Annotated in this window: 19 protein-coding genes, 3 tRNA genes and 1 other annotated feature; of the genes, 1 reads left to right on the forward strand and 21 read right to left on the reverse strand. The window is 54.0% G+C overall.

The annotated features are described in order from the left end of the window. Window positions 1-337 precede the first annotated feature (337 nt). The 17 genes from ychF to E308F_RS03395 form a co-directional block, all read right to left on the reverse strand. Window positions 338-1,411, reverse strand: a complete 1,074-nt coding sequence (ychF, locus tag E308F_RS03315) for a redox-regulated ATPase YchF (protein ID WP_141263534.1) — start codon at window positions 1,409-1,411, stop codon at window positions 338-340. Between the two features lie 115 nt (window positions 1,412-1,526). After that, window positions 1,527-1,602 (reverse strand) — tRNA-Thr (locus E308F_RS03320). Window position 1,603: 1 nt separating this feature from the next. Beyond that, window positions 1,604-1,679: transfer RNA gene (locus E308F_RS03325), tRNA-Met, on the reverse strand. A 10-nt stretch (window positions 1,680-1,689) separates the two neighbouring features. Beyond that, a tRNA-Tyr gene (locus E308F_RS03330) sits at window positions 1,690-1,775 on the reverse strand. Between the two features lie 72 nt (window positions 1,776-1,847). Next, window positions 1,848-2,498: an RNA polymerase sporulation sigma factor SigH gene (gene sigH / locus E308F_RS03335; RefSeq protein WP_062280853.1), complete on the reverse strand. Its 651-nt coding sequence runs from the start codon at window positions 2,496-2,498 to the stop codon at window positions 1,848-1,850. A gap of 119 nt (window positions 2,499-2,617) precedes the next feature. Then, a complete protein-coding gene (locus tag E308F_RS03340; protein ID WP_172613483.1) occupies window positions 2,618-3,124 on the reverse strand; it encodes an NYN domain-containing protein in 507 nt (168 codons plus the stop codon). A 14-nt stretch (window positions 3,125-3,138) separates the two neighbouring features. After that, window positions 3,139-3,879 (reverse strand): 23S rRNA (guanosine(2251)-2'-O)-methyltransferase RlmB, encoded by a 741-nt coding sequence (rlmB, locus tag E308F_RS03345; protein WP_141263538.1) that lies wholly within the window; start codon window positions 3,877-3,879, stop codon window positions 3,139-3,141. Further along, the gene (gene thyX, locus E308F_RS03350) at window positions 3,879-4,562 is read right to left on the reverse strand and encodes an FAD-dependent thymidylate synthase (RefSeq protein WP_141263540.1); all 684 of its coding nucleotides are present in this window, start codon (window positions 4,560-4,562) and stop codon (window positions 3,879-3,881) included. The genes rlmB and thyX overlap by 1 nt, the downstream gene beginning before the upstream one ends. 16 nt (window positions 4,563-4,578) lie before the next feature. Further along, a complete protein-coding gene (locus E308F_RS03355) occupies window positions 4,579-4,959 on the reverse strand; it encodes a Mini-ribonuclease 3 (RefSeq protein WP_141263542.1) in 381 nt (126 codons plus the stop codon). A 12-nt stretch (window positions 4,960-4,971) separates the two neighbouring features. Continuing rightward, window positions 4,972-6,402 carry a cysteine--tRNA ligase gene (gene cysS, locus E308F_RS03360; RefSeq protein ID WP_141264081.1) on the reverse strand — a complete coding sequence of 477 codons (1,431 nt, stop codon included), beginning with the start codon at window positions 6,400-6,402 and terminating at the stop codon, window positions 4,972-4,974. After that, window positions 6,350-7,066, reverse strand: coding sequence for a serine O-acetyltransferase (gene cysE, locus E308F_RS03365; RefSeq protein WP_216363856.1), 717 nt, complete (start codon window positions 7,064-7,066; stop codon window positions 6,350-6,352). The genes cysS and cysE overlap by 53 nt, the downstream gene beginning before the upstream one ends. Before the next feature lie 42 nt (window positions 7,067-7,108). Then, window positions 7,109-7,339: a binding site (T-box leader), on the reverse strand. Window positions 7,340-7,380: 41 nt separating this feature from the next. Further along, window positions 7,381-7,872 carry a 2-C-methyl-D-erythritol 2,4-cyclodiphosphate synthase gene (gene ispF / locus E308F_RS03370; protein WP_141263545.1) on the reverse strand — a complete coding sequence of 164 codons (492 nt, stop codon included), beginning with the start codon at window positions 7,870-7,872 and terminating at the stop codon, window positions 7,381-7,383. Continuing rightward, on the reverse strand, window positions 7,872-8,561 hold the full coding sequence (gene ispD, locus E308F_RS03375; RefSeq protein WP_141263546.1) for a 2-C-methyl-D-erythritol 4-phosphate cytidylyltransferase: 690 nt from the start codon (window positions 8,559-8,561) through the stop codon (window positions 7,872-7,874). Before ispD ends, ispF begins: the two co-directional genes overlap by 1 nt. Beyond that, the gene (locus tag E308F_RS03380; RefSeq protein ID WP_141263547.1) at window positions 8,549-9,700 is read right to left on the reverse strand and encodes a PIN/TRAM domain-containing protein; all 1,152 of its coding nucleotides are present in this window, start codon (window positions 9,698-9,700) and stop codon (window positions 8,549-8,551) included. Before E308F_RS03380 ends, ispD begins: the two co-directional genes overlap by 13 nt. A 71-nt stretch (window positions 9,701-9,771) precedes the next feature. Next, on the reverse strand, window positions 9,772-10,254 hold the full coding sequence (locus E308F_RS03385) for a CarD family transcriptional regulator (protein ID WP_141263548.1): 483 nt from the start codon (window positions 10,252-10,254) through the stop codon (window positions 9,772-9,774). A 54-nt stretch (window positions 10,255-10,308) separates the two neighbouring features. Beyond that, a complete protein-coding gene (gene radA / locus E308F_RS03390) occupies window positions 10,309-11,667 on the reverse strand; it encodes a DNA repair protein RadA (protein ID WP_141264082.1) in 1,359 nt (452 codons plus the stop codon). A gap of 21 nt (window positions 11,668-11,688) precedes the next feature. Continuing rightward, entirely contained in the window at window positions 11,689-12,474 is a 786-nt protein-coding gene (locus tag E308F_RS03395; RefSeq protein WP_141263549.1) for a phosphatase, read from the reverse strand. Between the two features lie 334 nt (window positions 12,475-12,808). Here E308F_RS03395 and E308F_RS03400 point away from each other — a divergent pair, with 334 nt between their 5' ends. Next, window positions 12,809-13,015: a hypothetical protein gene (locus E308F_RS03400; protein WP_141263550.1), complete on the forward strand. Its 207-nt coding sequence runs from the start codon at window positions 12,809-12,811 to the stop codon at window positions 13,013-13,015. A 211-nt stretch (window positions 13,016-13,226) separates the two neighbouring features. Here E308F_RS03400 and pnpS read toward each other — a convergent pair whose 3' ends face one another. The 4 genes from pnpS to E308F_RS03420 form a co-directional block, all read right to left on the reverse strand. After that, the gene (pnpS, locus tag E308F_RS03405; RefSeq protein WP_216364436.1) at window positions 13,227-14,711 is read right to left on the reverse strand and encodes a two-component system histidine kinase PnpS; all 1,485 of its coding nucleotides are present in this window, start codon (window positions 14,709-14,711) and stop codon (window positions 13,227-13,229) included. 3 nt (window positions 14,712-14,714) lie between these two features. After that, window positions 14,715-15,917, reverse strand: a complete 1,203-nt coding sequence (locus E308F_RS03410; protein WP_141263552.1) for an HD-GYP domain-containing protein — start codon at window positions 15,915-15,917, stop codon at window positions 14,715-14,717. Window positions 15,918-15,989: 72 nt separating this feature from the next. Continuing rightward, window positions 15,990-16,184, reverse strand: coding sequence for a DUF1858 domain-containing protein (locus E308F_RS03415; protein ID WP_172613693.1), 195 nt, complete (start codon window positions 16,182-16,184; stop codon window positions 15,990-15,992). A 209-nt stretch (window positions 16,185-16,393) separates the two neighbouring features. After that, window positions 16,394-16,708 (reverse strand): MTH1187 family thiamine-binding protein, encoded by a 315-nt coding sequence (locus tag E308F_RS03420; protein WP_141263554.1) that lies wholly within the window; start codon window positions 16,706-16,708, stop codon window positions 16,394-16,396. Window positions 16,709-16,796: the final 88 nt, after the last annotated feature.

Here is a 16,796-nt window from a genome sequence, read left to right on the forward strand (position 1 = left end):
CCAATTTCTCCAAGTTTTACTTTAACTTATGCCATTGCCTGCCATAAGGTTACACTCCAGGAAAAACGCCCGGCAGCTTACCCGGGCTAAACAAAGATAAATAAAGCGATCAACAGGAACAGAAAAAGAAACACCAGACCGCCATCGGCCAAAATATCCCGTACCTGGGCTTCAGGCTGGATCTGGACTTCAGCCATGATGCCACCCCCTCTGAAAAAGATGCCGGCCCTTTAACCAATGCTTTTAGGTCCCTCTTGGTAGTTTATGTATTGCTTACGCCGGTGGTTACCCAATAAAAAATCCCCCCACGGGGGGGGATTGGACCGCTAATTTATGATTAAACATTAAAGCGAAAGTTGATAATATCGCCATCCTGGACGATATATTCCTTGCCCTCCAGGCGGGCCAGGCCATTTTCCTTCACTTTATTCATGTCCCCGAGCCTTGCCAGGTCACTAAAACTTACCACCTCCGCACGAATAAAACCCCGCTCAATATCGCTGTGAATCTTGCCAGCGGCGGCCCGCGCAGTTGTCCCTTCTTTGATGGTCCAGGCGCGGACCTCATCTTCCCCCGCCGTGAGGAAGGAGATTAACCCCAGGCGGCGGTAGATAGCCCGGGCCAGACGGTCAATGCCAGGTTCGGTAATACCCATTTCTTTTAGAAAAACTTCCCGATCGGCAGGTTCCAGGCGGGCTATTTCGGCTTCCAATGCCGCACAAAGGTTTAAAACCGGAATGCCTCTGGCGGCGGCATAAGCCTCAACCTCTTCCTGCCCCTCATAATGGCCTTCCCTGAGCTGCTCCTCGTCAATATTGACCACAATGATCATGGGCTTAGTGGTTAAAAACCCCATGTGGCGTAAAGCCTGCCATTCGTCGGGCGTAAGACCAGCTTCCAGTAAAGGCTTTTCCGCTTCCAGGGCTTCCTGGCAGCGGCGCAAGGCGCTTTGTTCGGCCAGCAGATCGCCCTTCACTTTCTTGCTGGCAGCAATGCGTTCCAGCCTGGTTTCCACCAGCTGCAGGTCCGCCAGCAGGAGTTCGGCATTGATCATCTCCAGGTCGCGCACCGGATTGAGGCTTCCCTCTACATGGAGCACGTCCTCCCGTTGAAAGGTCCGGACGACATGAATCAGGGCATCAACCTCCCGGACGGCAGCGAGGAAAGCCGCCCCGGTACCGCGGGTCAATCCCGGTACATCGATAATCTCCAGGGTGGCCGGGGTAACTTTACGCGGGTGGTAAAGGGAAGCTAGAAAATCCAGGCGGGGGTCGGGAATGGGCGCAGTCCTGATATTGGTTTTTGTCCGGCCAGCAAAGGCCGAGGTCTCCGCCTCAGCTTGGGTTAAAAGGTTGAATAACGTCGTTTTGCCTACCAGGGGCAGGCCGATAATGCCACAGGTAAGGGCCAATTCTCTTCACCTCGGCTACAGTATAACAACTCTGGTGACAAAAGGAAAGCCCGGGGCTTATTATTTTTCCTGGGCAATAAAAAAAGGAGCTCTACTGCTCCTCTTAAAAATTTTCTGGAGCCCATAACCGGGATTGAACCGGTGACCTCCGCCTTACCAAGGCGACGCTCTACCAACTGAGCTATATGGGCATGGTTGCGGGGGATGGATTTGAACCATCGACCTTCGGGTTATGAGCCCGACGAGCTACCAGCTGCTCCACCCCGCAACATTATTTATGGTGGAGGGGGCTGGATTTGAACCAGCGAAGGCTGCGCCAGCAGATTTACAGTCTGCCCCCTTTGGCCAACTCGGGAACCCCTCCATATTTCCTTTTCAGACGCAACTGTAATTATAACATCATGCTTTGATGGCGTCAAGCCCTTTTTCCAGGCAATTATTGGTTGTTATCCCGCCGTTCCAGGTAACGTTCCAGCTTGCGCTTTACGCGCTGGAGGGCATTATCGATGGATTTAACATGGCGTTTCAGATCCACGGCAATCTCCTGGTAGGATTTCCCTTCCAGGTAGGACATTAAAACTTTCCACTCCAGGGAGCTTAAAATCTCGCCCATTTTTTCTTCGATATCAACGAATTCTTCCTGGCTGATGATTAGTTCTTCCGGGTCGGTAATCTTGGAACCAGAAATAATGTCCAGCAGGGTGCGATCGGAATCTTCGTCATAAATGGGCTTATTGAGGGAGACATAAGAGTTCAGGGGGATGTGCTTTTGCCGGGTAGCTGTTTTGATGGCCGTGATAATCTGCCGGGTAATGCACAGCTCGGCAAAGGCCCGGAAGGAGGACAACTTATCGCCGCGAAAATCGCGAATGGCCTTGTAAAGGCCAATCATCCCTTCCTGCACAATGTCCTCCCGGTCAGCGCCAATGAGGAAATAGGAACGCGCTTTCGCCCGGACAAAATTACGGTACTTATTAATCAAATATTCCTGAGCTACTTCATCACCTTCCTGGGCCAGGTAAACAATGTCTTCATCCCCAAGAACTTCATAGGGTTGCCACGGTTCCTGCTGTACATTGACGCTCATGCCAACGCCTCCACCCTGGATTTCCAAGACCATAGTAACAAAAGGAGGCCCTATATCTTGTCCAATAACATCAATAATTATACAAGAAACCTATCTCAACCGCAAGAGTTAACTACTGCCTACCGGCGCCGCCAGTTTTCCAGAACTTTAAGGGTTTCTCCCCGGAGGCGCCCGTCGATGGAGTTTCTCTGGATACCCTTCTGCCCCTCCCTGGCCATCTCCCGGCGGGCGTTTTCAATGTAAGCCTTTAATTCGGCTACCGGCAGACGGAGAGCCCCGCCTCCCAGGATCATACGCTGCTCAGCCGCATCGGAGGTAGCTACGTAAACCTGGCCCTGGGTATTAAGGTTCCTAACAAGTTTCTCGATGACGGCATCAGCCGTTTCTCCTTCCTGGCTATAAATTATCTCTACCCCGCCAATTTTTTCCTTTTTTTCGCCTGACCCGGAAACCCGATGGGCGTCAAAAACAACTATTACCTGCCCTCCCCAGTAGGCCTGGTAATTAATCAACTCTGCTATTAGTTTATCGCGGGCATGGGCAAAACTTGACTCTTCTTTGAGCCTAACTAATTCCGGCCAGCTATATAAAAAGTTATAGCCGTCAACAATGAGCACATCAGGCACAGGTTCACCCCGCTTCATACCTGGCAGCAATACCTCTGGCGCACTACCTCATACATTAAAACCGTAGCTGCGGCAGCCACATTTAAAGAATTAATTCTCCCGCGCATGGGCAGTCTCACGATAAAATCACAGTGGGATCTGACCAGGGAAGAAAGACCCCGGCCCTCGCTGCCCAAGACCAGGACCAGGGGTACAGTAAAATCGCTGGTAAAGGCATCCTTTGTACCATCGCCCTCGGCGCCAATAACCCAGAGGCCTTCCTTCTTTAGTTTAACTATGGCCTGGGACAGGTTGGTTACCCTGGCTACAGGGAGATACTCCAGGGCCCCGGCAGCAGCCCGGGCCACGGCTGGTGTCAACCCTGCCGTACGCCGCCGGGGAATAATGATGCCATGGGCGCCGGCAGCTTCAGCGGAGCGTAAAATGGCCCCCAGGTTATGGGGATCTTCCACCTGATCCAGCATGATTAAAAAAGGGGGCTCGCCCTTTTCCCGCGCCAGGGATAAGAGATCCTCAAGCTCGACATAACTCCTGGCCGCCGCCAGGGCTACCACTCCCTGGTGCCGGGCACCTGCCACTCTATCCAGGACCGACCTGTCCACCCGCTGGACAGGGACGCCCTGGCTCCGGGCCAGGGCGAGTATCTCGCTAATAGCCCTGCCTTCAAGCGGGAAAGCCATTAAAATCTTATGCAAAGGCCGTCCGGCCCGCAGGGCTTCCCGGACCGGGTTGCGGCCGGCAAGAATATCGTCCATCAAATTTCCTCCCTGGCACGAACCACTGGCGCCCGCCCACAACTCCGGGCACCTTCGCGGCAGACGCCCTCCGTTTCGCAGGTGGGCCCGGCATGGCAAAAAATGAGAGGTGCTACCTTTCTCACCTGCTCCCTCATTTTTAAGGCCAGCTCCCGGATTTCCCACTGGGCCCGGTTACAGCAACGCAGGCGGAAAAAATTAAACAAACTGCGGGCGTTAAAGGTACAGACCAGCTTGGTTTCGCAGGCATTTGGTAACAGGTAGCGGGCATCTTCCCGGGGGACCAGCTCCTGTATTTCATGATATGCCTTTTGTAAGGCCCGCATACATTCTTGATAGCGAGCCAGAGCTTCCGGTACAGCGGCGATGCTGGGAGGGATAATGTAGGTAAAATCATCTTCGTTGACGTAGCGCTGGGATTTCTGGGAATAGGAAGCTATACGGTGCCTGACCAGCTGGTGGGAAAGGACGCGGCTGACCCCTTCTATGGCAAAGGTAAAGGTGATATGCTCCAGGGGGGATTCATGACCCAGGGATATAAGCAGGCGCAGCAGCCTTGCCACTTCGTCTTTGTCCATTTCGGCCATCAGCCTGCTTGCCCCACGGGGCGAGTAACAAAGGCGAGCAGCTGCTGCGACCAAACGCTCTGGATCCGGGGTATGGCTGATGAGTTCAACTTGCATTTTATTCCTCTCCCTGTTATACTTCCGCCAGTTCAAAAATGAGCCGGGTAAGCTCGTCCAGCCTCTGCCACTCGCCCTTCAGGTACAGGTAACCGAAGAGGCTTTCCAGGGCTGTACTGAAATGGTACTCCTCCGGGACGGCGCTGCGGGGCAGGTGCCCCGGCCGGGCATTTCGCCCCCGGCGCAGGATATCCTTTTCCACAGCCGTCAAATGGGCCTCCAGGGCCGGGACTAACCTGGCCTGGCTGGCGGCCCGGACAAAACGCACGGCTTCCCGGTGCAATTGCTCCAGCCTGGCGGGGCCGCGGCGCACCAGGTGAGTGCGGACCAGCAGTTCGTATACGGCGTCACCGACGTAGGCGAGAACCAGGGGCGAAAGGCCGGCAACAGGATCCACTGCCTCCACTCCTTAGCTTTTCTTCCAGCGGGGCCCGCGGGGGGTGTCCTCCAGGATTATTCCCAAGCCCTTGAGACGGTCGCGAATGGCGTCGGCCGTGGCCCAGTCTTTGCGCTGTCGTGCTTCCTGGCGGATACTTAAAATGATGTCCATGAGACCTTCCAGAAGGGCATCATCCACCTGCTGATGCGGCCGGCCAAAGAGACCCAGGACATTTTCGCCCAGATCCTCAAAAACTGTAGCTGCCTTGATAACAGCCCCGGTGTCCGGCCGGGCCGTCCCAGCAAAGTAACTATTGATCTCCCGGGCCAGGTCATAAAGGGCCGCCAGGGCCCGCGCCGTATTGAAGTCATCATCCAGGGCGGCCATAAATTCCTGGCGCAGTTCTTCAACCCGGCCGGCCAGGGCAGCACCCTCTTCGCTGCTGGCCGTTCCCCTACCGTCACCCGCCAGATAGCAGCGGGCCTCGTTTAAAAGACGGCGGGTGTTTTCCAGCCGTTCCAGGCCCTTCTCGGCAGCCAGGAGCCCGGCGTCGTCAAAGTCAATGGGGCTGCGGTAATGGGTTGAAAGTAAAAACAGGCGCACGGCCAGGGGCCGGAAACGGCTGGTGATGTCCCTCACAAGGAAAAAATTGCCTTTTGACTTGGACATCTTCTCCTGGTTGACGGTGATAAAGCCGTTGTGCAGCCAGAAACGAGCAAAGGGGCAGCCTGTTCCGGCTTCTGCCTGGGCAATCTCGTTCTCGTGATGGGGGAAAATGAGATCGGCGCCGCCGCCGTGGATATCGAACCCCGGCCCCAGGTATTTCAAGGCCATGGTGGAGCACTCAATATGCCAGCCGGGCCGGCCAGGCCCCCAGGGGCTATCCCAGGCCGGTTCGCCGGGGCAGGCTGCCTTCCAGAGGGCAAAATCCAGGGGGTTGCGCTTGGCGGTGTTGACTTCCACCCGGGCTCCGGCTCGCATTTCACCGGGGGTACGCCTGGACAGGCGACCATAGGCGGGGAACTTTTCTACTTCAAAGTAAACGTCGCCCCCGGCTTCATAGGCAAAACCGCGCCGTATAAGCTCCTCGATGGCGGCGATAATATCTCCTATATGCTGGCTGACCCGGGGATAAAGGGAGGCCCGCTTCACATTTAAGGCATCGGCGTCGCGGAAAAACTCCTCAATATAACGTTCAGCTAAACTTAATGCCGGTACTCCTTCTTCCCGGGCCCTGTTGATGACCTTGTCGTCGATGTCGGTGAAATTCTGGACATAAAAGACGTCATAATTCCGGTATTCCAGGTAACGCCGGAGGGCGTCAAAGACCACCAGGGGCCGGGCGTTACCCAGATGGATATAGTTATAAGTAGTTGGCCCGCAGACATACATCCGCACCCGGCCCGTCTCAGACGGAGTGAACTCTTCCTTTCGGCCCGTCAGCGTATTGTACAGGTAGATGCTCATCCTTGCTGGCCTCCAGTTCTTCGATCCTTTGTTCCAGACGCTGGATCTGGCGTTGCAGGCAGAGGAGCATTTCGGCAACCGGATCCGGCAGTTCGTCGTGGCGGAGGTCGATTTCGCTGACTTCGGCATCAGCAATTTTGCGACCGTTACGCACAACTACCTTGCCCGGTACGCCTACCACCGTGCAGTTGGCGGGTACATCACGTAAAACTACGGAACCAGCGCCTATTTTGACATTATCGCCAATAGTAATATTCCCCAGAACCTTGGCCCCGGCGCTGATGACGACGTTGTTGCCAATGGTAGGGTGGCGCTTCCCCTTTTCCTTGCCCGTACCCCCCAGGGTTACGCCCTGGTACAGGGTAACATTATTACCTATTTCCGTTGTCTCGCCGATAACCACTCCCATGCCGTGATCGATGAAAATGCCTTCCCCCAGTTTAGCCCCGGGATGGATTTCAATTCCGGTCAGGAAGCGGTTGATCTGGGAAATAAACCTTGCCAGCAGCTTCATTCCATGGCTGTAAAAGAAATGGGCGATGCGGTGGAGGAGCAGGGCATGAAAACCGGGATAACACAGGATGACCTCCAGGATGCTCCTGGCTGCCGGATCACGCTGGAAAATAACTTCAATATCCCTTCTTAGTTGCCGCCACAAAGCTAACAACCTCCTCCCTATAATATAAAAACCTTTCATCCCGTCAGGGACGAAAGGCCGCGGTTCCACCCTGCTTGGAGAATTGCTCTCCCTCTCAGCGGGCAATATAACGCCCAGGCCAATAACGGGGCCCGCCGGCAGAACCTACTTCACTTTCAGTCCTGCAGCTCCCAGGAGCACTTCAGCGCCCGGTATCCGGGTCCACTTCCAGCCAATGGTGGTCCCTCTCTGGTGACCCCTGGTGCGCCTACTCTCCCTGCTCATAGCCATTGGCACTATAAACTTTAAGTCAGAATCATTATAAACCAGAAACATTATAAACCCGGGCGTTCATCACTGTCAAGTAACAGGACGCTTGCCTGGGCGGCAATGCCCTCGCCCCGCCCGGTAAAACCCAGACCCTCGGTCGTTGTAGCTTTGATGCTGATCTGATCCTTTTGAACCTCCAGCGCCCGGGCTATTCGTTCCCGCATGCTGTCAATAAAAGGGGCAAGCTTGGGTTGCTCGGCAATGATAATGGTATCGGCATTGCCCAGGCGGTATCCCGCCTGCCTGACCATACGATAAACCTCTTGCAGTAAAACGAGGCTGTCGGCGTCTTTATAACGGGGATCGCCGGGGGGAAAATGCCTGCCGATATCCCCCAGGGCCGCCGCACCCAGCAGGGCATCGGCCAGGGCGTGAAGCAAAACATCGGCATCGGAATGGCCGGCCAGGCCGAGGGAATAGGGGATTTCGACCCCACCCAGGACCAGGCGCCGGTGAGGAACCAGCCGGTGGACATCAAAACCGCAGCCAATGCGCATTAACTATCACCTGCCATAAGGGCCCGGGCCAGGGCGAGGTCGCCCGGGGTGGTAATTTTTATATTTACTTCTTCTCCTGGAACTAATTTCACCGGGTAACCCGCCCTTTCCACCAGGGCCGCATCATCGGTAGCCTGCCAGCCGTTAATTTCGGCCTCCCGGTAGGCCGCTGCCAGCCAGTCCCGGCGGAAAACCTGGGGCGTCTGCGCCGCCCAGAGGCCCCGGCGTTCCAGAGTGGCAGTAACCATATCTTCGGTATTCCCCCTCTTAATGGTTTCCTTGATCGGCAGGGCCGCAATAGCCGCCCCGGTATCCCGGGCCGCGGCAATTACCCGCTCCAGCAGGACCGGACTCAAAAAAGGCCGTGCACCATCATGCACGGCCACCCATTCTGCTACCGGTGCTACGGCCTTAAGGCCGGCAGCAATGGAATCCTGCCTTTCCTTGCCTCCGGCGACTATTTGCCTTACCTTCCGGTAAGGACCTGCAGTAACCACCTGATGGCACATTGGGATATCTTCCGGCCGGGTAACGACGATGACTTCATCTACCATGGGAGAGGCCTCGGCTACCGCCAGGGTGTGAGCCAGGATAGGTTTGTCTCCCAGAGGCAAAAAAACCTTATTACTGCCGGCCCCCAGCCGCCGGCCCTGGCCGGCGGCGGCCACAATCAGGCTCAAGAAAGGCACTGGTATTCACCCCGCTCCAGGGCCTGGTGGTTGGAACTTATTTTACGTTCTGGCCCTTTGGGCCGGGCAAAGATCATCCGTCCGGCTGCTGTTTGCAGGACGCTTGTTACCAGGACGGCAATGGTCTGGCCAATGTAACGGCGCCCATTTTCGACCACAATCATGGTGCCGTCGTCCAGGTAGGCTACACCCTGGCCAATCTCTTTGCCATCCTTGATGACCTGGACAGTCATTTCTTCCCCCGGAAGGACAACGGGTTTGACGGCATTGGCCAGCTCATTGATGTTCAATACCCGCACGCCCTGGAGTTCAGCCACCTTATTCAAATTGAAGTCATTGGTCAGGATTGGAGCAGCCAGTTTCTGAGCCAGACGGACTAGTTTGCTATCCACCTCCGTCAGGTCTTCAAAATCCACTTCCAGGACCTTGACGTTCACACCCATTTCCTTGCGAATTTTATTGAGGATATCGAGGCCCCGCCGGCCGCGGTTACGTTTTAACAGGTCAGAGGAATCAGCTATGTGCCGCAATTCTTCCAGGACAAAGGAGGGTATCACCATGGTACCTTCAATAAAACCGCTTTTAATTATATCGGCGATACGGCCGTCGATGATAACGCTGGTATCCAGGATTTTGGCTCCCGGTTTCCCGCTATCAATCTTGCCTTTTTCCCGGTCCTTGCCACCCAGGCGGGGAATGAGGTTAAACACCCCCCAGACTTCATCCTTGCGCTTGGTACCCAGGCTCCAGCCCAGATAACCAAAGAAAAGGCTGCCGGCCATAGGAATGTAGGGTCCAACGAGGGGCAGGTGAAAAAAAGAGGCCCCCAATAAATTAGCAATTATAAGTCCAAAAATAAGTCCCAAGGATCCGCTGATTATTTCCTGGGCCGGTATCCGCTGCAACCTTCCTTCCAACCAGCGCGTCGATTGGGTGACAAAATTAATCAGGCGCTGCGCCAGGCTATAGCCAGTTAAAGCTGCAATCAAGGTCACCAGGGCCAGTAGGGTCAAGCGCAGGCCCGGTAGAGGTCTGGCCCCCCAGCTCTGCTGCCAGATGGCCAGCCCCGATTGGGCTGCATAAAAGCCCGCCGCTGCCGCCACCAGGGCTATGGCAGCTCGTAATATCCGGTATAACATGCTTTCACCTTCTTTACTCTCTTTCTTTTCAATTTTTCCTCACCCCGCCCCATCTTATACCATGGGAACCATCAGGCTAAAAGTTTTTCCAGCATGGCCTCTACCTGCTTTTTTTCATAGTTACGGGCTAGGATCAGCTCGCTAATTAAAATCTGACGGGCATTTTCCAACATTTTGCGTTCACCGGTAGACAGCCCCTTATCGTGCTCCCGCCTGGCCAGAATGCTCACTACTTCCGCTACTTGGCAAATGTTTCCGCTGCGCAATTTCTCCAGGTTGGCCCGGTAGCGGTGATTCCAATTGTTGCCGGTATTGCCGCTGGCTTTTTTCTCTTTGAGAATCTTGATTACTTCCTGGACACCCTCTTCGTCCACCACTTCCCTTAAACCTGCAGCCTTTTCACTTTCCAAGGGTAACATCACCTTCACGTCTCCCAGGGGAAAGCGCATAATATAGTACTTCTTCTTTTGCCCCAGCACCTCCCGTTCCTCAATGGCCTCAATAATTCCCGCCCCGTGCATAGGATAAACTACTTTATCGCCAACTTGAAACATCCTTTGCTCCCCTCCATTCCGGCAAAGCCGTGCTTATTAAAATTATAACATGATTTAAGCAGTCAAACCGAGTTCCAGGGCCTCAACCACTGACCGTACAGCATAGATTTCGCAATCATTCTGGCTTATAAGACGGTTCTTATTCCCCGTCGGGATAAGAAAACGCCTGAAACCCAGCCTGACTGCTTCTTCTATACGCCTTTCAACCTGGCTTACGGCCCGGACTTCCCCTGCCAGGCCGACCTCGCCTAAAACTAAAGTTTCAGCCTCTACCGGTCGGTCTTTAAGGCCGGAGGCTATGGCCAGGCAAATCCCCAGATCAGCTGCCGGTTCATTGATGGCAATGCCGCCGGCGACGTTCAGGTAAATATCATAACCGCCCAGGTGTAATCCCGCCCTTTTTTCCAGTACTGCCGTAAGCAACAGGGCGCGGTTAAAATCGACCCCTGTAGCCAGCCGCCGCGGGTTGCCAAAGGTGGTCGGGCTTACCAGGGCCTGGATCTCCAGGAGTAAGGGACGGGTCCCTTCCAGGCAGGCTACCACACTGGAGCCGGCAACACCGGCCGGGCGTTCGGCCAGGAGCAACTCCGATGGGTTGGCTACTTCCTTAAGCCCCCCGCTAACCATCTCAAAAATCCCGATTTCATTGGTGGAACCAAAACGATTTTTGGCAGCACGCAGGATCCGGTAAGCCTGGTAACGCTCCCCTTCCAGGTAGAGTACGGTGTCCACCAGATGTTCCAGAACCCGGGGACCGGCCAGGAACCCTTCTTTGGTGACGTGGCCGACCAGGATTACGGCCGGACCGCCATCTTTGGCCAGGCGCAAGAAACGCGCCGCACATTCCCGCACCTGGGATACGCTCCCCGGCGCCGCCTGGATAGTCGGCAGGAACATGGTTTGAATGGAGTCTACAATAACCGCCACCGGTCTTAAGCTTTCTATCCCGGCCAGGATGGCTTCTACATCCGTCTCGCCCAGGAAATAAATCTCGCCATTAAGGGCCTCCAGGCGCTGTGCCCTGAGCCTGACCTGCCCGGGAGATTCTTCGCCGGAGACATAAAGGATCTTGCCATACCTGGCGGCAAGCCTATGGGCCACCTGAAGGAGTAATGTCGACTTGCCAATGCCCGGCGCCCCGCCGACCAGGATTAGAGAACCCGGCACCAGGCCACCCCCCAGCACCCGGTCCCACTCGCTTAATGTACTTATCAGGCGCTCACCGGTAATATCGGAAATCCTTGCCAGCAAGGCCGGGGATGCCTTCAATCCTGCCGGGCGGCTTATTCCTTCCGAGGGCGAAACCTCTGCCACCAGGCTGTTCCAGCTGCCGCAACCAGGGCAGCGGCCCAAAAAACTTAAGCTTTCATACCCGCATTGCTGGCAGACAAAGCGCTCTTTTGTTTTCGCCAGGAAGATCACCTCCCCCAGGCATTATACACCAACCGCCCGGGATTGGGAAGTCCTACCAACCGAGGTCTTTTCTTCCTGGATTGACTGGGGGCGGCGGCGATGCCATCCCAGGTACTCTTTAACCCGGTTGGCAGTCAAATTCAACACCTGATCTTCGTCAATACCGGCGCTGCGTGCTACCTGCCAGGCCCGGGCAAAATTACCAACTGCCGTGAAAACATGGGCGTCGCTATTTAATGCGACCCAGACTTTATATTTCTGGGCCAGCCTGGCCAGGAGCTGGCAGCGGGGCAGGCTGCCAGGCCGGCTCACGCTAAAGGAATTGTTATTGATCTCCAGGGCTTTATGCTCGGCAGCAGCTGCCTGCACCAGCTTTTCTATATTTAGGGGAAATTCGGGATTGCCGGGGTGGACGATAATATGTACCCGCGGATTCCTTACGGCCGCCAGGGCGGCGCGGGTATATTCTTCCTCGGATCGGTTATCAAAACCTGTACCCGTGTGGAAACCCGCCAAGACAATGTCTAACTGGTCAAGCAGGCGATCTGGCACATCCAGGTGTCCCTCTGCATCCAAAATATTGGCTTCCACACCCCGTAGAATTTCTACATTGCCAATCTTGCGGGGCAGGGCTACCAGATTTTCAAAGTGATATTCATGGGGACCGCCAGGCATTTTAAGGCCATGATCGGTAATGGCAATCATCTTCAGTCCCCGTTTTTCAGCAGCTTCAGCCAGTTCTTTAACAGTACTGTAACCGTGACCGCTGGCGATGGTGTGGGTGTGGAGATCCGCTTCCAGATGCACTTGCCTCACTCCTTTTTATTTTTAACTCCTTTTAGCTTACCAAAAAATTATTAAAGGCACATTAGAATTGCTTTATCTTCCGTTTTATTCCATATAATGGCAAAAAATTCGGGGCTTAAGAATACATACTAGCTGCCAGCTGGGGTATAATACTATCAGCGGGGTCGGCCAGGGCCGAGCCAAGAAAATTATCGGGTCCCAATGACGGGCTCGGTTATTTTCGGCCAAAGGTTGCCAGCAGGTCAAAAGGCTTGCTGGCCGGCCGGCGGGCAGATCAGCAGCTGTTCATCACGGCTTGCCGTTAGTCCGAAGGATTAATGGCAGGTCGGTAAGGATGGTTGCTGGTCGAGCTAAGATGACCATAGTTGCCGCAAGGCTTTTCCTCACCAAAAAGCCGGAGGTTCCTAAAGGTCGAGAGATCTTTATGGGCTTCGCAGGTAGCTATGGTCGTCGAGCAAAGGTTATTGTAGTTGCCGTAATGGTCTGTGGCAGCCGGAAGGTTGTCGCCGGCTATGCAGGTAGCTGCAGTAGCCGGAGTTAAGGTTCTGGCCGGCTCTTTAAAATGAAGGCCCTCCTTAATGGAGTGGCCTTCATTTTTACCTAAAAAAGTGGCCCAGAAAACCTGGGCTTACAAGAATGTATATATTAAAGGAGGTCAGAGGACACTTAATTTGGAAGTAATCGAGTATCAAGTTTAATGATATTATAACTCATTCCTGTTAAGAATCAATAATGGCCTTGTTAAGTTTAGATTAATTCTGGCCTTTTTTACTCTTCGTCTCTATCTCCCCTTCCGTTACTACCGGTAAGGTAAAAAAGAAACGACTGCCCTGCCCCGGCTGGCTGGCGACGCCAACATTACCACCGTAGGCTTCAATAATATGCTTGACAATGGCCAGGCCCAGGCCGGTTCCACCCATTTCCCTGGAGCGAGCCTTGTCAACCCGGTAAAAACGTTCGAAAACCCGGGGCAGGCTTTCTGCTGGTATGCCAATACCGGTATCTTCTACTTCCACCCGGAGGCCCTTATCCTCCAGCCTGGCCCGTACCGTTACCCTGCCACCGGCAGGGGTATACTTAATGCCATTGTCAATTAAATTTAGCAAAACCTGGCTTAGATAATTCTCGCCAATGGCCAGGAGCGGCAGGCCTTCCGGTATTTCTACTTCCAGGCTAACACCCTTTTCCCGGGCCAGGGGATTGACAGTGGCCAAAACCCCATCCAGGACAGACATGAGCTGGGCCCGGCCGGCGCGAATCCCCCTAGGATTATTTTCCAGCTTCGAAAGAGCAAGGAGATCTTCAATTAACTGCTGCAGGCGCTGAGCCTCCTTATTGATAATACCTAGAAAACGGCGGCTCACCTGTGGGTCTTCCAGGGCACCTTCCAGCAGAGTCTCTACAAAACCCCGGATAGACGTCAAAGGCGTGCGCAGTTCGTGGGAAACATTGGCCACAAATTCCGTTCGCATTTGTTCCAGGCGGCGGATGTTTGTTATATCCCGGATGGTCAGGGCCACCCCTACAACCCGCTTTTGAGCACTGATAATGGGTGCCCCATAAATTTTAAAAATCTGGTTGGTTGTAGGAAAAAGGCGGGTTTCTATTTCCAGGGGCATGCCGCTGGCCAGGATTTCTTTGACCAGTTTATCGATCTCATAATTCCGGATTACTTCTAATAAATATTTGTGCTCGACTTCTCCTCCTTTTTTACCAAACATGGCCTCCGCCGCCGGATTTAAGAGCATTACCCTGCCAACCTGGTCTACAGTTAGCAGGGCATCGCTCATACTGGCAAGAATTGCCTGCATTTTATTTCTTTCTTCAGCCATTTCCCGAAAATTATTTCTTAATGTTTCCACCATGACATTGAGGTGGTGGCTCAACAGTCCTATTTCGTCATTACTTTGAATTTCTATACGCTGCTCCAGGTCGCCGCTGGCAATTTTTTGCGTCAGGGGTAGCAAAGCCCTCAGGGGCATGATAATCCCTCGGGACAGAATAAAGGTCCCAGCAGTCATTACTACCATGACCGCCATCATAGCCAGCAAGAGTTGCCCTTCCAGTCTGGCCACCAGGATACCGGCTCGAAAGGGCGGCAGCCATGGCAGGCCCAGGGCGTTAAGGATGGCCTGACGCAGGAAAAGATAAGCAGCCGTCAGGGTCAAAAAGAGCAGGACTAAAAAATTTAAGGCGATCTTCCAGCTTAAAGAACGCATGGCCATCACCACCATCATCAGTTATGTAAGCAAACATGGGGCTACGGCCACAACTGCCGGGTCAAACTGGCTGCCACTACCCCGGTTTAAAATAGCCAGTGCTTCTTCAGGAGTCCGGGTTGGCTGGTAGGGTCTTAAGGAAGTCATAGCATCAAAGGCATCGGCCAGGGCTATGATGCGGGCCCCCAGGGGAATTTCCCCATCATGCAGGCCATATGGATAACCCTTGCCATCATAACGTTCGTGATGCAGTCCGGCGTCATGGGCTATATCTTTCAAACTTGTAACACTGGTCAATAAATCTATCGTCCGTACCGGATGCTGGCGTACTATCTTTAATTCCCTGGCATCGAGTCGCCCCGGTTTATCTAAAATAGCCCGGGGAACGGCAATTTTGCCAAAGTCGTGGAGGAGCCCGGCAATTTCCAGACGCTGGATTGCCTCTTCACTAAAGCCCAGGCAGCGGGCCAGCCGCATGGCATAGCTGGCCACCCGCCGGGAATGGCCGGCCGTATAAGCATGTTTGGCATCGATTATCTGGGCAAAAAGGTTGATAGTAATTTTCATCGGTTCATCAACATGAAAATTTACAGGTGGCAGGTCCAAAATTATCCGGAACATCTTTAACTCGAGGGAAGTATTGGTGGCTACTTCCGTAAATAGCGAACCCGCCATTAAGCTATCGAGCACTGCTAACAATTCCGGGGGAAAGGCCCTCCGGGCCTTTCGAGCCAGAGCCTTCCTTACGGTTGGCCAGTCGCCACCCGGGTAAGCGCGCAAGGTTAGATCAAATTCATCGGCCAGCCCCAGCAGCAGGGCACCGGGAACGATGGCCTCACCCTTCAGGCCCCGGGGATAGCCGGATCCGTCCCAGCGCTCATGGTGGTCCCGGATCATGGCGGCCACTTCCTCGCCCAGGCCGGGAATAGCCGCTACCATGGCCGCCCCTCTAGCAGGGTGAGCCCTGATTTCCGGGTTTTGCCGGGCCCCAGCCTTAAGAACAAGGTGGACCAGGTGGTCGTCCAGACCCATACCACCGATGTCGTGGAGCAGGCCGGCATAAAAAACCGGCGTTGCCTGGCCGGGCAAAACTTTTTGTGCCAGCTCCCTGGCCACGAGGGCTACCCGCCAGGCATGGTACAGTTTGGTTTCTTCTTCGACATCCAGAATGGTCGATAGGGCCACCACCAGCTCACAGAAAGAACGATCCGTCGGGCACCCCACCGCGCCTCTCCCCCCTTTATAAAAAAATCGCTCTTTATGGGTTATAAAGAGCGATTTACCCGAAAATCTACTTTAGCCTTCCTTAGCCTCTTTGTTTACTACCTTATTCAGGTCGGCAACAAGGTTATCAACATCAATACCGTGGGCCATGGCTCCTTGCTCGATATTTTCAAAACGTGCCGCCGCGCAGCCCAGGCAACCCATCCCATGCTCCATAAAAACCGGCACAGTCTGCGGGTACTTGCTGACTACTTCTGTAATGCTCATTTCCTTGGTAATGGTGGCCACAGGATTCACCTCCTAAAAAAGGTCTAATACCCATCATGTTTATCATTATAATCGGTTAAAGGGGGTTTGTAAAGAAAATAGCACAAAAGCCAGCGGAATACCATCTTTTTCTCTATATTAAACCCTTTTCCTTCCAACAGATAATAGCAAAAAGAATAAAGGTCCGGCCTCAGCACATTATAGAGGAATTAATCTTTTACCTGCTTCAGTTTTTCTTCTACCGATTTAACTTTTCCTTCCATAGTCAATTCCTTATCGCGCCGGTCGTCAATGCGGATAATGGTCATAGAACGCCGGGCGCCCTTTTCGAAAGGTACCTCATGCAGCCGCGCCAGCAGGGGAAATAATACTTCTAGTTCTCCTTCGACAATAGTGCCCATAGGTGTTAATTGGTACTTGATTCCCGGTGTTTCCTGCAGGACCCTGTGGGCATCGGCCACATACTGGCTGATGCTGGTGCTGCCTGTTCCCACGGGGGCTATGACTACTTCCAGAACAGCCACAGTTTGAACCTCCTTCCCTGTTTTTAAGCAAAACCCGGCCCGCGACATAAATGGCGCGAATAGTACGACCCTAGTTAAATCTCCACTT

This window comes from Moorella sp. E308F, assembly GCF_006538365.1.
Lineage (GTDB): Bacteria > Bacillota > DSM-521 > Neomoorellales > Neomoorellaceae > Neomoorella.

Excerpts from the sequence above, each read along its gene's own strand:
- sigH (WP_062280853.1), bottom strand. The coding sequence starts at position 2,498 with ATGAGCGTCAATGTACAGCAGGAACCGTGGCAACCCTATGAAGTTCTT.
- rlmB (WP_141263538.1), bottom strand. The coding sequence starts at position 3,879 with ATGGACGATATTCTTGCCGGCCGCAACCCGGTCCGGGAAGCCCTGCGG.
- thyX (WP_141263540.1), bottom strand. The coding sequence starts at position 4,562 with ATGCAAGTTGAACTCATCAGCCATACCCCGGATCCAGAGCGTTTGGTC.
- ispF (WP_141263545.1), bottom strand. The coding sequence starts at position 7,872 with ATGCGCATTGGCTGCGGTTTTGATGTCCACCGGCTGGTTCCTCACCGG.
- E308F_RS03380 (WP_141263547.1), bottom strand. The coding sequence starts at position 9,700 with ATGTTATACCGGATATTACGAGCTGCCATAGCCCTGGTGGCGGCAGCG.
- E308F_RS03385 (WP_141263548.1), bottom strand. The coding sequence starts at position 10,254 with ATGTTTCAAGTTGGCGATAAAGTAGTTTATCCTATGCACGGGGCGGGA.
- E308F_RS03400 (WP_141263550.1), top strand. The coding sequence starts at position 12,809 with ATGGTTGCTGGTCGAGCTAAGATGACCATAGTTGCCGCAAGGCTTTTC.
- pnpS (WP_216364436.1), bottom strand. The coding sequence starts at position 14,711 with ATGATGGTGGTGATGGCCATGCGTTCTTTAAGCTGGAAGATCGCCTTA.
- E308F_RS03415 (WP_172613693.1), bottom strand. The coding sequence starts at position 16,184 with ATGAGCATTACAGAAGTAGTCAGCAAGTACCCGCAGACTGTGCCGGTT.